The sequence below is a fragment of the Chryseobacterium sp. Leaf394 genome, from assembly GCF_001424105.1.
In the GTDB taxonomy this organism is placed as follows: Bacteria; Bacteroidota; Bacteroidia; order Flavobacteriales; family Weeksellaceae; genus Chryseobacterium.
Genome location: NZ_LMQH01000011.1, coordinates 1,582,835 through 1,597,492, shown reverse-complemented (window position 1 = coordinate 1,597,492; position 14,658 = coordinate 1,582,835). Strand labels below are relative to the sequence as shown.

At 36.4% G+C, this 14,658-nt stretch carries 13 protein-coding genes; 7 read left to right on the top strand and 6 right to left on the bottom strand.

Annotation, left to right across the window (positions count from 1 at the left end):
* Positions 1 to 14: 14 nt before the first annotated feature.
* The 6 genes from ASG21_RS11865 to ASG21_RS11840 form a co-directional block, all read right to left on the bottom strand.
* Entirely contained in the window at positions 15 to 2,738 is a 2,724-nt protein-coding gene (locus tag ASG21_RS11865) for an ATP-binding protein (RefSeq protein WP_128414290.1), read from the bottom strand.
* Positions 2,728 to 2,922, bottom strand: a complete 195-nt coding sequence (locus tag ASG21_RS11860; protein ID WP_047442934.1) for a hypothetical protein — start codon at positions 2,920 to 2,922, stop codon at positions 2,728 to 2,730. The genes ASG21_RS11865 and ASG21_RS11860 overlap by 11 nt, the downstream gene beginning before the upstream one ends.
* Positions 2,923 to 3,097: 175 nt before the next feature.
* Positions 3,098 to 3,322, bottom strand: a complete 225-nt coding sequence (locus ASG21_RS11855) for a DUF6814 family protein (protein WP_056080148.1) — start codon at positions 3,320 to 3,322, stop codon at positions 3,098 to 3,100.
* A 43-nt stretch (positions 3,323 to 3,365) separates the two neighbouring features.
* The gene (locus ASG21_RS11850; RefSeq protein ID WP_056080146.1) at positions 3,366 to 4,946 is read right to left on the bottom strand and encodes an MFS transporter; all 1,581 of its coding nucleotides are present in this window, start codon (positions 4,944 to 4,946) and stop codon (positions 3,366 to 3,368) included.
* A 47-nt stretch (positions 4,947 to 4,993) separates the two neighbouring features.
* The gene (locus tag ASG21_RS11845) at positions 4,994 to 6,373 is read right to left on the bottom strand and encodes a hypothetical protein (RefSeq protein WP_056080144.1); all 1,380 of its coding nucleotides are present in this window, start codon (positions 6,371 to 6,373) and stop codon (positions 4,994 to 4,996) included.
* A gap of 248 nt (positions 6,374 to 6,621) precedes the next feature.
* Complete coding sequence (locus tag ASG21_RS11840; protein ID WP_056080141.1) at positions 6,622 to 7,038, bottom strand: helix-turn-helix domain-containing protein; 417 nt, start codon at positions 7,036 to 7,038, stop codon at positions 6,622 to 6,624.
* 158 nt (positions 7,039 to 7,196) lie between these two features.
* Between ASG21_RS11840 and ASG21_RS11835 the strand changes: the two genes are divergently transcribed.
* The 7 genes from ASG21_RS11835 (at position 7,197) to ASG21_RS11805 (ending at position 14,607) form a co-directional block, all read left to right on the top strand.
* Positions 7,197 to 7,796, top strand: coding sequence for a GNAT family N-acetyltransferase (locus ASG21_RS11835; RefSeq protein WP_082482419.1), 600 nt, complete (start codon positions 7,197 to 7,199; stop codon positions 7,794 to 7,796).
* A complete protein-coding gene (locus ASG21_RS11830; RefSeq protein ID WP_056082371.1) occupies positions 7,768 to 8,961 on the top strand; it encodes an argininosuccinate synthase domain-containing protein in 1,194 nt (397 codons plus the stop codon). Before ASG21_RS11835 ends, ASG21_RS11830 begins: the two co-directional genes overlap by 29 nt.
* 126 nt (positions 8,962 to 9,087) lie before the next feature.
* Positions 9,088 to 10,062, top strand: a complete 975-nt coding sequence (argC, locus tag ASG21_RS11825) for an N-acetyl-gamma-glutamyl-phosphate reductase (RefSeq protein ID WP_056080138.1) — start codon at positions 9,088 to 9,090, stop codon at positions 10,060 to 10,062.
* A gap of 269 nt (positions 10,063 to 10,331) precedes the next feature.
* Positions 10,332 to 11,471 (top strand): aminotransferase class III-fold pyridoxal phosphate-dependent enzyme, encoded by a 1,140-nt coding sequence (locus ASG21_RS11820; RefSeq protein WP_056080136.1) that lies wholly within the window; start codon positions 10,332 to 10,334, stop codon positions 11,469 to 11,471.
* Positions 11,472 to 11,667: 196 nt separating this feature from the next.
* Positions 11,668 to 12,627: an N-acetylornithine carbamoyltransferase gene (locus ASG21_RS11815; protein WP_056080129.1), complete on the top strand. Its 960-nt coding sequence runs from the start codon at positions 11,668 to 11,670 to the stop codon at positions 12,625 to 12,627.
* Between the two features lie 128 nt (positions 12,628 to 12,755).
* Positions 12,756 to 13,550 carry an acetylglutamate kinase gene (argB, locus tag ASG21_RS11810; RefSeq protein WP_056080128.1) on the top strand — a complete coding sequence of 265 codons (795 nt, stop codon included), beginning with the start codon at positions 12,756 to 12,758 and terminating at the stop codon, positions 13,548 to 13,550.
* Positions 13,525 to 14,607 (top strand): M20 family metallo-hydrolase, encoded by a 1,083-nt coding sequence (locus ASG21_RS11805; protein ID WP_056080123.1) that lies wholly within the window; start codon positions 13,525 to 13,527, stop codon positions 14,605 to 14,607. The genes argB and ASG21_RS11805 overlap by 26 nt, the downstream gene beginning before the upstream one ends.
* Positions 14,608 to 14,658 lie beyond the last annotated feature (51 nt).

Genomic DNA, 14,658 nt, shown 5'->3' with positions numbered 1-14,658 from the left:
CACATGCCTCGATTTCATCCAGGGCTACTTCTGTTAAACCCTTCGGGTTCCGTGTCATCATCTGCTATTTTGATCTTTGGCAAAATGATGGTAAACGTCACACCCAATCCGCTGTTTTCTGCTTTTATAGTTCCGTTGTGGGCTTCGATGATTCGTTTGGAAATCGCCAATCCAAGGCCACTTCCGGTAGGTTTTATAATGTTTTGATTTTTAGACTGATAAAATTTATCGAAAATCATTTCCAGATCTTCTTCGGGAATATTTTTCCCCGTATTGAAAATTTTAATGATCAAATTATCGTCTTTTTCTGAAAGTTTCGTCTGTATAATTCCCTGTTCATCGGTGAATTTCAAAGCATTTCCTAAAATATTCTGAAACAACTGGATAAATCTCGCTTCATCGTATTCAAACTGGTAATGCTTTAATAAATCAACTTCGCTTACATGAATAAATTTCTGCTGAATCAAATGTAGGATAGGATTTAAAGCCTTTTTATACGTTTCAATAATGTTATTTTCCTGAATGTTTAATGCAATTTCGCCGTGTTGAAGATTGTCCAGATAAAGAATGTCATTAATAATTTCGCTCAAACGGTCAGATTCTGTAATGATGTTGTTTAGAAATTCTCTTTTAATATCTAACGGAATATCGTCGTCATCCGCTAAAATTTCTCCAGCCGAACGGATTGCTGTGATCGGTGTTCTCAGTTCATGCGCAACAGAATCCAGAAAATCATCTTTCTGACGGTCTTTTACAATCAAATTTTCATTAGCTGCACTCAGGTCGTTGGAAAGCTGTTTCAGCTCTTCAGATTTCTCAGTCAGTTTTTTATTTAGCGTAATATTTTCTTTTGATTCTTCCAGAATATTTAAAACTTCCTTCAATGAAATTTTATCTTCCTTGGTTACGCCTTCAATCAGAATTTTTGCCGAAGCCGTCCCGATTCTTCCTGCCAAAAGGTTTTCCGAAAATTTAATAAATCTGGAATCGGCCGTTTCTGTTTGTGAATCGATATTGTATTTAATATTGAAGATCCGCATTGCCTGTTCGGTTTTTTTCTTGCCTAAAAAACGTTCCAGAATATTTTGAATATCAGAAACATAAGCAGTTCCACGCCAAATAAATGCGTTTTCGTGGTTTTGAATATATTTATCGATATCAACATACAATTCGGCAAAATTTCTTTCACGGTAATTTCCTTTCATACTCACGGAAAGTATGGTAAATAGGGCAGTGTTTACCAAAATTGACCAAAAGAAAATTTCAGGAATTCGTGTTAAAAATGAAATGTCAAAAAATTGAAAAGCATTATACAAATCTCTTAAAACTCCTTTCAGTTCAGAATTATAAGAAAAATAATACTGTGGAATAATCAATCCGAAATAGCAGATGATTAATCCAGCTAAAAGTCCAGCCACTGCGCCGTGATAACTACCTCTTCGCCAGAATATCGCTCCAAAAAATGCAGGTGCTAATTGTGCAATGATTACAAAGGAAATCAATCCGACAGAATCTAAAGAGGTTTTTAAAATAAAATATTTATAAAAAGCAAAAGCTACGATAATCAACCCGAAAATCGAGAATTTACGGATGTTGGTAATGTTCCGAGTGTTTTGAACTTCATTTTCAGCTTTAAATTTTCCAAGTAAACCATAAGGAATAATCAGATTGTTGGAAAGCATAATCGATAAAGTGATCGCCGAAATAATGATCATTGAAATACATGAACTCAAACCTCCCAGAAACACCAAAACCGTAATCAAAGTATTGTCAAAATGTTGCGGGATGAGAATAGAGTAGAACTCAGGATTTACATTTTGTCCATTAAAAATCAATCTTCCGCCCCAGGCAATCGGGAAGATGAAAATCGTAAATATCAAAAGATAAAGAGGGAAAAACCAGATTGCAGTTTTGATGTGTTTTTCCTGTCTGTTTTCAACGATTGCGGTGTGAAACTGTCTCGGTAAAATACAGATGGCTGTTCCTGAAATCATGCAGAGAACCATCCAGTTCATCGCGCCTTCAATTCCGTTAAATGTATTTTTTGCTTTAAAATCAGGAAATTTACTCGCCTTTTGATAGAGGTCTAAAAATCCGTCGAATGCATAATAAATGACGAATAATCCTAAAATTATAATGAAAAATAATTTCAGGAAACTTTCCAGGGCAATGGCGGAAATAATTCCTAAACGCTTTTCGGAGGCATCAACATATTTTGTTCCATAATATGAAGAGAAGACAGCAATTAAAATGACTACAAAAGTTCCGCTGTCGGTTAAAATATTTTGAGAAAATTTAGTTTCTGTAACCAAATGAAAAGTCTCGGAAATCGCTTTGATCTGCAATCCGATGTACGGAATAATTGCAAACAGACAAACCAAAGTGATGATTGCACTGAAACTCCGGCTGTTTCCATATCTTAATGAAATGAAATCGGCCAAACTGCTGATTTTGTTGACTCTCGAAATGCGGACAATCCGGGTATTTATGTAAATCCAGGCCGGAATTACCATGATCGGGCCAATATAAATCGGTAAATAATTGAGTCCGCTGGTTGCTGCCACGCCGATACTTCCATAATACGTCCATGCGGTGCAGTACACAGCAAGCGATAGTGCATAGATGTAAGGGTTATTAATCCAGATCTTACTCTTTTTCTTCTCTGCCAAATGGGCAACTAAGAACAGAAGTGCGAGATAAATAAGGACAACGATAAATAATGCGAAACTACTCATCATATTTTTTTACGATTACAAAAGAAATAATGATGGAAATCATCCAGACTGCAAAAAAATAAACAAGAATCATCGGGTAACCAAAAACCTCCCTCTCACTGTTGAAGAGCAATGAAATCGGAATGCTGAACGCAATCAAAAGACCTACGCTAAGAATAATCAGTTTTTGCTCGTGACGCTTTTTCATAAGTGATTATTGATGATTTGTGAATGATTTATATCTTTTAATATTATTGATTTTGAATGAGATTTAAATAAAAGTTTTCTTTTCCCCAGCCCTAAAGGGAGGAAAACTTCTATTAAAAATGATAATTGATGAACAGACCGAAATCATTCATCAATTATCATCTATCATTTATAATTTATTTCTCGTCAGAATATTCTCCAGTCAATGAATAATATCCAAAGATGGCCAATCCACCAGTGACAATCGGAACCAACACAAAAAGTATAATGATGCCGAACACAAGGTCTTCCTGTTTTCCTGATGTGATTTTAGGGATGCCCATCACCGTTATTCCAAAATAGGCGACGATCAGGGCGGCTAAAATCCATACAATGCCTAATATTTTTTTTAATCCGTTCATTTTAGTAGATTTAAAATTAATAATTTTTAAGTGATTATCCCTATTAATCGTGGATATTATTGTTCTTGTTTTTCAGATAAATTAATCCGATGACTAAACAGACTGCGGCAACTCCGATCGGATACCAAAGTCCCTCAAGATACCACGTCGCATGTCCTGCATCTTTTCCGGAAGTTACGAGATAAGTGGCCACTGCGGGAAGCAATCCTCCAAAAACCCCATTTCCAATATGATATGGTAACGACATCGATGTATAACGTATTCTCACCGGGAACATTTCAACCAAAAATGCTGCAATCGGACCGTAAACCATCGTCACAAAAATCACCTGAATAAATACAAGGAAGACCAAATACCATCTCGTGTCGTCGTTCAAGGTAATTGATGTTGAAACTTTTGGCTCTTCCGCTTTTCCGTCTTTCATCACAGGACCGGCGGCTGACCAATGAACGATGCTGTCTTTTTTAATTAAAGTTCCGTCTGTGTAAGACGTTTCTTTGTGAAATGTAACTAAACTGTCTGTTGCAATCGTTTTGTGAATGGCCGCGATTCTCGTTTCCTTAATACCTTCACTTGCAACTGTTTTTGCTTCTATATTAACGCTTTTGTACATCGCGTCGTAAATCGGTCTGTAGGCTAAAATTGCAACCAACATTCCGGTCATCATAATCGCTTTTCGCCCGATTTTATCTGAAAGCCAACCGAAAAATACGAAGAACGGTGTTCCCATCAAAAGTGCTGTTGCCATCAGATAATCAACCTGCATCGAATTGATGTTCATTACTTTTTGAAGGAAACTCATCGCATAAAACTGTCCGGTGTACCAGATGACCCCTTGTCCCATCGCAGCTCCGAATAAAGCCAATAAGACAAATTTAAAATTGAATTTATTCCCGAAACTTTCTTTTAAAGGATTTTTTGAAGTTTTCCCTTCACTTTTAGCCTTTGCAAAAAGCGGAGATTCCTTCATGTTTTTTCTGATGAAATATGAAACTCCAACCATTAAGATTGAAATCCAGAACGGAACTCTCCATCCCCATGAGTCAAAGTCTTCTGCTGAAAGTGTATTTTTAGTAATTAAAATAACGATCAGTGAAATGAAAAGTCCTGCTGTGGCGGTAGTCTGAATCCATGAAGTCCAGTAACCTCTTCTGTGTGGCTGCGAATATTCCGCAACATAAGTTGCTGCACCGCCGTATTCTCCACCTAAAGCCAATCCCTGTAAAAGTCTTAAGATTAAAACTAAAACCGGCGCCATAAATCCGATTGTTTCATATCCCGGAATACATCCAATCAGGAAGGTCGAAAATCCCATGATCAATAAAGTAACCAAGAAAGTATATTTTCTTCCGATGATGTCTCCCAGTCGTCCGAAAAACAGGGCTCCGAAAGGTCTCACTACAAATCCAGCCGCAAAAGTCGCCAGCGTAGATAAAAATGCTGCAGTAGGATTGTCTGCGGGGAAGAATTTGGTCGCCAAAACGACTGCCAGACTTCCGAAAATATAGAAATCATACCATTCTATCAAGGTTCCGAGGGACGATGCGGTGATCACGCTCCAGATGGTGCGGTTTTTCTGCTTATCTGTCATATTCTCGTAAACATCGTGGTGTTGTTCGCTCATATTAATAGATTTTTTTTGTTAATAATTAATTTAAATGGAATTGGTTTTTATAAGTAGATTTGAAGCTGGACAATAAATTCGCCTTTAGATTTCGGGTTTTCTGTTGGACTTGTGTAAACAGGTCTTGTAGAATACTGTGTCGTGATTTTTGCGTGATGACCGTCCAGAAACCAGTTGGCTCCTACATCAAACTGCGACGATGGCTTATCAAAAGCTTCAAAATCTTTATATGTATAAGCAGCAAATGGCTGAATTCTGATTTTCGGTTTCTCTGCCTGACTCGGCAATAACAGACCTGCCTGAGCATAAACCACATTTCCGGTTCCGATCATTGGTTGTAGATTTCCGGGACCAGCTAAAGCTCTTTGTCCGACAAAATTCGGGTCGTTAGCAGCGATGTTCATTGTACCTAAATTTCTCACGTAATTGGGTCCGAAATTATAGTTGAAATATCCTGCGTAGGCCGAAACAGCCATTTTATTTTTTGCTTCACCCAAAGGAATATCAGCAAAAGCATCTACGGAAAGTAGGGTAATATCGTGTTTTTCGATATTGGAATTAACTGAAGTTCTCGTTCCTTCGGCTTGATGATAGAAACCTGCGCCAAGATTGAAAACTTTTTTGGTTCCTAAATAAGAACCTACTTTGAAGGGAAGAAGATTTGATTCTGTATCTAAGAATTGATATTCAAAATAACCGGCTTTAGACCAGTTTGGATTTCCGTTGTTGTCGACAGCGACTTCATTTCCGGGAATCAGCGTATTTGCCGGAACTAAATCTGTTGCGAAAGGTTTGTTTAAACTCATCCGGTATTCAAATTTTCCATATTTACCTTTTGCAAAAAGCCCCATTTGTCTCGCAAACTGATCTGAATTGTCAATTAAAGGCCAGCTGAAAACCGGAGAATCCAAAGTCAGAAAGTTCAGTGTAGAAGCCATCGTCATACGAGAAAGTCCCATGTAATAATGAAGACCGCCACCTAATGTTAAGCTGAATTTTCCTGCTTCGCCAGGCATTACGACTGCATATTCATTCCATGCATCATGAAAGAAAAGCTGAGGTTTTTTACCGTTTCCGTAGCCGCCGGTTCCTGTTGTTCCGGTTGCGCCACCATTGATAAAGGTCTGATTGTTAATCCCGAAATGGGTGAGAATCATGTAACGCTTCGTGATTTGAGCGTAGGCTAAAATACGTGCCCGTCGGTTTCCTAAATTCCAGGTATTGTCAGTGGGTTCGCCGCCAACCATACTTCCGGGGTTCATTTCGGTGTTCCTGATCCAGAACTGATCCCAAAGAATAAATCTGACATATTTATCTCCTTCAGGATTTAAATTTATTTTTAAACCATTTCCATAATCAGGAGAACCCTGACCATATACAGAACTGCTGATTAAAGCTAATCCAATAAAACTTAATATTTTCTTCATAAATTATTAATTTTTTGGCTGTTATTTTGTGAAAGCCAAATTGGAATTAATAATTTAGTTATAAAAATTCAGTATATATTAGTGGTGATGGTATAGTTGATTAATGATAAATGATGATTGATGGGTCGGAAAATTTAAAGATTTAAGAAAAATTTTAGTTACAATAATCTAATATGATGCTTATTAAATAAATAAATTGATATTCTTGAAATTTAATTTTAGCAGAAATATGCTAAAAATATTTGAATTTATTTTTTAAATCTTTCCCATTTAATCAACATATACTTGTCAGCAAATTGAGTGATAATTAAACCTGAATCTTTAATGTTTTCTTCTTTGGAAATGTATTCGATCAACTCATTTTGCTTTAAAATTTTATAAACCGGATGAAAATCAGAGTGGGGTGGTCTTGTAATATTATATTTCTTGATCCAGGAACTGACAGTTACATGAGAAACGCCGATAATCCTTTCTATCTCACGGAAACTTAAGCCTTCAAGATATAATTGTAGTGCTTTGGTCACATAGTAATCGTCGATTTTTTTACCTAATTTTTTAACGGTAAAGTAATAATTACAATCCTTACAGTGGAATCTTTGTTTCTCATTAATGATTCCGCTTTTTACAACTTTTTCACTTTTGCATTTTGGACAAACATTTTCCATATATAGTATTTTAGCAAATATATAACAATTTAGCAATATTAAATTTTAACAATAAGATAATTATACCTGTTAATATTAATTAAACAATAAAATTATCTTTTTAATTTGTTTTTTAAAGATAATATGTTTTAAATTTGCCAAAAAATTCAGATAAATAAATGGAAATACAAATTTCCTCATGCGAACATTTAATGTATGTGAGTGAAATACAGCAGGAAATGTATGATTCTGCACAGCGACGGGGAACGGGAATCGCAAAACGTTCCATAGAATATTTAAGTAAAAAAATTTCGGAAGGTAACGCTGTAGTCGCTACTGAAAATGGTGAATGGGTAGGTTTCTGCTATATCGAAACCTGGTCGCACGGTCAGTTTGTAGCCAATTCTGGGTTGATTGTTTCTCCAAAATTCAGGCATGGAGGTATTGCAACTTTAATCAAAGACAGAGTGTTTGCTTTGTCACGAGAGAAATTTCCCAATGCAAAAATATTTGGTTTAACAACAGGTTTGGCGGTGATGAAAATCAACAGTGATTTGGGATATAAACCGGTGATTTATTCTGAATTAACGCAGGATGATGAGTTTTGGAGCGGATGCAAAAGTTGCGTGAATTATGAAATTTTAATGAAAAAAGAAAGGAAAAACTGCCTTTGTACAGCAATGCTTTTCGTTCCTGAAAATAATAAAGTAAATGGTGTTGAAAATAATCAACCCGAAAATCGACAAAAAAATGAGCAAGAAAGTAATCTTAGCGTTTAGCGGAGGTCTCGATACCTCTTACTGTGCCAAATATCTGAGCGAAACACTTGGATATGAAGTATACGCAGTGACTGTAAATACCGGAGGTTTTTCTAAAGAAGAGGAAAAAGAACTGGAGAAAAAAGCCTTTCAACTTGGGGTGAAAGATTACAGGTGCGTTGATGCTCAGGAAGATTACTATAATTCCTGTGTAAAGTATCTGATCTTTGGTAATGTATTGAAAAACAATACCTATCCGTTGTCTGTAAGTGCTGAACGTACGATTCAGGCGCAGGAAATTGCAAAATATGCGATTGAAATTGGTGCTGATGCCATTGCTCACGGAAGTACGGGTGCCGGAAATGACCAGGTTCGTTTCGACTTGATTTTTCAGGTGATGTGTTCGAACGTAGAAATTATTACTCCGATTCGTGATCTGTCTTTGTCTCGTGAAGAAGAAATTGAATTTTTGAAAGGCCATGGCTACGAAATGGAATTCCAAAAAGCACAATATTCTGTTAATAAAGGACTTTGGGGAACTTCAGTTGGCGGTAAAGAAACCCTGACTTCACGAAATTATCTTCCCGAGGAAGCTTTTCCATCTCAGATTAAAGAAACTCAGCCTTCCGAAATGGAAATTGACTTCAAGAATGGTGAAGTTGTAGCTGTTAACGGCGAAAACTTTGAACATTCGGTTTATGCCATTCAAAAAATTGAAAAATTAGCTTCTGCGTATGGAATCGGTCGCGATATCCACGTTGGAGATACGATTGTCGGAATTAAAGGTAGGGTAGGTTTTGAAGCGGCGGCGGCATCTGTGATTATAAAAGCGCACCATTTGTTGGAAAAACATACGCTTTCAAAATATCAGCAGATGATGAAATCTCAGCTAGCTGACTGGTACGGAAACTGGCTTCACGAAGCACTTTTCCTAGATCCTGTGATGAGAAATATTGAGTCTTTCTTAGATGATTCTCAAAAAAAAGTAAGCGGAAAAGTTTTTGTCACCCTTCATCCATACAGATTTATATTAAATGGAATTGAGTCTAAGCATGATCTAATGTCCGATAAATTCGGAAGCTATGGCGAAGCAAACAGAGCTTGGACAGGCGATGATGTGAAAGGATACACGAAAATTGTAAGCAATTCTTTAAATATATATCATCAGATTAATTCTGCATTATAAGGACGAACCCACAGGGTTCAATACGAATAGCCATAGGTGGAACCTATGGAATATTAAATCAACAAGCAATCAGAACCCGATAGGGTTCAATAATATTTGCGGTCGAAATCCGTGAAAACCAATAATATGATTAGTATCAAAAAGACGGCAGGAATTATCGGTGCCAACGGCTACACAGGAAGCGAATTAGTTCGTCTGTTGGCTTTTCATCCCAATATATCATTGAGTTTTTTATATAGCCGTTCGAATTCGGGGACAAAAATTTCAGATTTGTACCCGGATTTAACGATGGTTTGTGAAATGGTTTTAACAGATCAACCTGAAGATGTAGACATTTTGTTCTTATGTCTTCCTCACAAAGAAAGTCAAAATTGGCTGACTCAAAATGCTGTAAAAGATGAAACGCTAGTCATCGATTTAGGTAACGATTTTCGTTTGGATGGTAATTTCGAGAACAGAAATTTTATCTACGGATTACCCGAAATCAACAAAAAACAACTATTGGTAGCAAATAGTATTGCGAATCCGGGATGTTTTGCGACGGCGATTCAACTGGCTTTGCTTCCCTTAGCTGAAAAAGGATTGCTGAATGAAGTTTACACAACGGGAATTACAGGTTCAACAGGTGCCGGTCAGTCTTTGCAGCCGACGACGCATTTTACGTGGAGAAACGATAATATTTCGGCTTATAAAACATTGACACACCAACATGTGGATGAGATTTTACAGCAGTTAGTTTCTTTTAATACGAATGAAATCAGTCTGAATTTTGTTCCATGGAGGGGAGATTTTGCGAGAGGAATTTTTACGAGTTCCACGGTGAAAACAGATTTAGAACTTTCAGATATCATTCAGTTGTATCAGGATTTTTACGCAGATGCGCCTTTTGTAAAGGTAAGTGAGAAAGCAATTGATTTAAAACAGGTTGTCAACACCAATCGTTGTGTGATTCATATAGAAAAGAGTGGATATGTTGCCGTTATTCACTCAGCGATTGACAATTTGTTGAAAGGAGCTTCCGGACAGGCAGTTCAAAACATGAATATAGCCATGGGTTGGCAAGAAAATTTAGGATTGAACTTGAAGACTGTGGCGTTTTAATGTCAATGGTCAATAAGTCAATCGTGAATTTTTAAACCCGAATCAAAACCGACCTAGGAAACGGAGGCGTTATAAAATTTTAAAGAATTTCGGTCAAAAAAAATTCTACTGTTTGAGTGGCGGCCAAAAACATCTTTGAGAAACAAGTTTTGCCTTCCGCCCGGGTTTAGAAATTTTAGGAAATTATTTAAAATTTTAGCCGGAGTTTCCAGGTCTTGAACTTTTGTTTCTTTGTTTCAAGACAAAAGAAATTAATTAAAACAAAAAAAATGAATTTATTCAAAGTATATCCATTATTCAACATCAATCCGGTAAAAGCTCAGGGATCATTTCTTTGGGACGATAAAGGAGAAAAATATCTTGATTTTTACGGAGGTCACGCGGTTATTTCGATCGGGCACAACCATCCGCATTATCAAACTCAGTTAAAAAACCAATTAGATAAAATATCTTTCTATTCAAACTCGGTTCAGAATGAATTACAAACAGAGTTAGCTGAGAAATTGGGAAAACTTTCAGGCTTAGAAGATTACAATCTTTTTTTATGTAATTCAGGAGCTGAAGCGAATGAAAATGCTTTAAAACTGGCTTCATTTCACAACGGAAAAAGCAAAGTGCTGTATTTTTCAGGTTCATTTCACGGCAGAACTTCGGCGGCAGTTTCTGTGACCGACAATCCAAAAATCGTAGCTCCGGTAAATTATGACGAAAGATTCATTAAATCTGAATGGAATAATATCGAACAGCTTGAAGCCGTTTTTGAAAATCAGGGAAGTGAAATCTCATCTGTAATCATTGAAGGAATTCAGGGAGTTGGTGGAATTATGATTCCAACGGTTGAATTTTTAACAAAAATTAAAGAACTGTGTGAAAAATACAATGCGGTTTTGATTTTAGATGAAGTCCAGTCAGGTTACGGAAGAAGTGGATATTTTTTCGCTCATCAGGAATTCGGAATTAAAGCGGATATTATCACAACAGCAAAAGGAATGGGGAATGGTTTCCCAATTGGCGGAGTGTTGATTCACCCAAAATTTCAGGCAAGCAACGGTTTGCTGGGAACTACTTTCGGTGGAAATCACTTAGCTTGTGTCGCTGCGATTGCAGTTTTAGATGTGATAAAAGATGAAAATCTCATCAAAAATGCTCAGGAAATGGGCGAGTATATTGAAAATAAAATTAAAGATTTTGCACATATTAAAATGATTCGAAGGAAAGGCCTGATGATCGGAATTGAACTCGACAGGGATTGTTCAGAAGTGAGGAACAGCCTGTTGTACAATCATCATATTTTTACAGGAAACTCCAATGATAAGGCTGTGTTGAGGATACTTCCGGCGCTTAACATTAAAAAAGAAGAAACCGATCTATTCATTGGTGCACTGAAAACTGTTTTAGAAAATCTATAATTTTTAATTAACCACAAAGTCACAAAAGCTTTATCATTTTAAGAATCTTTGATGCTTTTTAAAAGGTATTAATGTCTATGAAAATCTTTGATTTTCAACTAATGTGTTCTAAATATTTTCAAAGTTTTAAACTTAAATCTAATGTGACTCATGTGTTTAAATTTATGCCTTTTGTGGTAAAAACAACCAATTCATTATGAAAAAATTCACCTCTGTAAGCGACGTTGACAACTTACAGGAAATTATAAAAAAAGCTTTACAGATTAAAAAAAATCCTCTTTCGGAAACTGAAAAAGGAAAAGGAAAAACAATTGGACTTGTATTTTTAAATTCAAGTTTGAGAACGCGTTTGAGCAGTCAGATTGCAGCACAGAATTTAGGTTTAAATATTCTGACATTAAACGCAGCTCAAGAGGCCTGGAATCTGGAATTTGCAGATGGAGCGGTAATGAACGGCGACACCGTTGAGCATATCAAAGATGCTATTGAAGTATTGAATCAATATTGTGACATCATCGCAGTTCGTTGTTTTGCAGGAATGAAAAGCAAGGAAGATGATGTTAACGAAAGCATTTTAAGCCAGTTCGAGCAACATGCAAAAGTTCCGGTTATTTCTCTGGAGTCGGCAACACGTCACCCTTTGCAAAGTTTGGCAGACTGTATCACAATTACAGAAAACTGGAAAGAAGAGCGCAAGCCAAAGGTAGTTTTAACCTGGGCTCCTCACATCAAGCCGATTGCTCATGCGGTAGGAAATTCTTTCGCAGAATGGATGCAGAAAATGGATGTTGAATTGGTAATCGCCAATCCAGAAGGGTATGATTTGGATAAAAACTTTACTAAAGATGTGAAGGTGATTCATAATCAGGAGGAAGCGTTGAAAGATGCAGATTTTATTTACGTGAAAAACTGGTTGTCTTTTGAGGATTACGCAGCAATGCCTGAAGTAAAAGAAAACTGGATGCTGACGAATGAAAAATTAGCTTATACCAATCATGGAAAAGTGATGCACTGTCTTCCGGTCCGTCGAAATGTAGAGTTGAGCGACGAAGTAATGGATGGTAAAAATTCCATCATTTACCAACAGGCAAAAAACCGAATTTTCTCTGCACAGGCTGTGTTCTCTGAAATTTTGGATGGATTGAATTCTAAGTAAAATAAAACCTAACAGATTTTCAAAACCCGTTAGGTTTTAAATCATCTTAATTAATTAAGTTCAATCAAAGTCTCAAAGGGACGACTTAATCCAGAATAGGATGCAATCCTATGTAAATGAATTAAATAATGAAAGAAAAACTATACATCATAAAAATCGGCGGAGCATTAATCGATGATGAAGAATTACTGAACGAATTTCTCGATCAGTTTTCTGAAATTAAAGAACGAAAAATTTTGGTTCATGGAGGCGGAAAATTAGCAACCACATTGGCTGATAAACTGGGTGTTGAACAGAAAATGATCAACGGACGAAGAATTACCGATAAAGATACCTTGGATATTGTGGCGATGGTATATGCGGGTGGAATCAATAAAAATATTGTGGCAAAACTTCAGCAGAAAAAGTGCAAAGCAATAGGGTTTTCGGGAGCTGATGCCAATTTAATTAAAGCTAAAAAAAGAGAACATGCAGAAATAGATTTCGGATTTGTAGGTGATATTGAGAAGAAAAGTGTGAACAAGAAATTGATCTCAAAATTGATTAAGCTTAAACTTGTTCCGGTGTTTTCAGCAATCACACACGATAAAAAAGGTAATCTTTTCAATACCAATGCAGATACGATTGCTTCGGTGATTGCTCAGGCTTTATCTTCCAAATATGATGTTGAATTATTGTATTGCTTTGATAAATCAGGGGTTTTGGAAGATGTCGAAAATCCTGAATCTGTCATTAAAAATATTTCTGAAGGAGAATTTTCTGTTTTAAAAAATGAAGGGAAATTGCACAAAGGAATTTTACCAAAATTAGAAAATGCTCTTGGAGCCGTACAAAATAATGTAAATAAGGTGTTCTTAATTAAAGAGACTGAACTAAAAAACCATATAGAAAACCAGTATGCAGGAACTGAAATCTGTTTATAGTAAAGAAGAATTACTGAATAACGCAGTGGATTTGCTGAAAAAACTGATTGAAATTCCGTCATTCAGCAAAGATGAATATAATACGTCGGTGGAGATTGAAAACTTTTTTAAAAAGAACAGTATTCCTACAAAACGTTTTAAAAACAACATCTGGGCGGTGAATAAAAATTTCGATGTTTTCAAGCTGTCAATTTTGCTGAATACCCATCACGATACGGTAAAACCAAATAAGGCATACACATTAGATCCGTTTTTAGCGATTGAAAAAGATGGAAAACTGTTTGGATTGGGAAGCAATGATGCCGGAGCTTCTTTGGTATCAATGGCTCAGGTTTTTCTGCATTTTTTTGATAAAGAAGATTTAAAATATAATTTAGTGATTGCTTTAACTGCGGAGGAGGAGATTTCGGGATTTGACGGAATTGAGGCTTTATTTCCGCAGCTTCCGAATATCGAACTTGCCATTGTAGGAGAACCCACGCAGATGAATCTGGCCATTGCGGAGAAAGGATTGTTGGTTATTGACGGAGAAATGAAAGGAACTCCTTCTCACGCCGCTCATCCGAACGATGATAACTCAATCGTGAAATGTATGGAAGATGTACAGCAGATTTTAAATTTCAAATTTCCAAAAGTTTCAGATTATTTGGGTGAAGTTAAAGTGACTTTATCGGGAATTCATGCGGGAGCTCAGCATAATGTAGTCCCGGAATCGTGTAAATTCACATTAGATGTGAGAGTTACGGATGAATATTCTAATCAGGAAGCGTTTGAAATCATCAAGTCACAGATGAAATCAAAGTTGACTGAAAGATCTTTCAGGCTCAATTCCTCAAAAATCGACAAGGATCATCCATTTGTAAAGGCAGGTTTGGAAATCGGGAGAACAACTTACGGTTCACCGACATCATCCGATCAGGCAATTATTCCATGTACATCGGTAAAGCTCGGTCCCGGCGACAGCAGGCGCTCTCATACTGCAGATGAATTTATTTTTATCGAAGAAATTGCGGAGGGAATTGAGATTTATATTAAGATACTTGAAAAAGTTTTATAGACTTGAGATTTCAGACATTAGATTTTAGATTTTAAAGTCTAATATCTGATA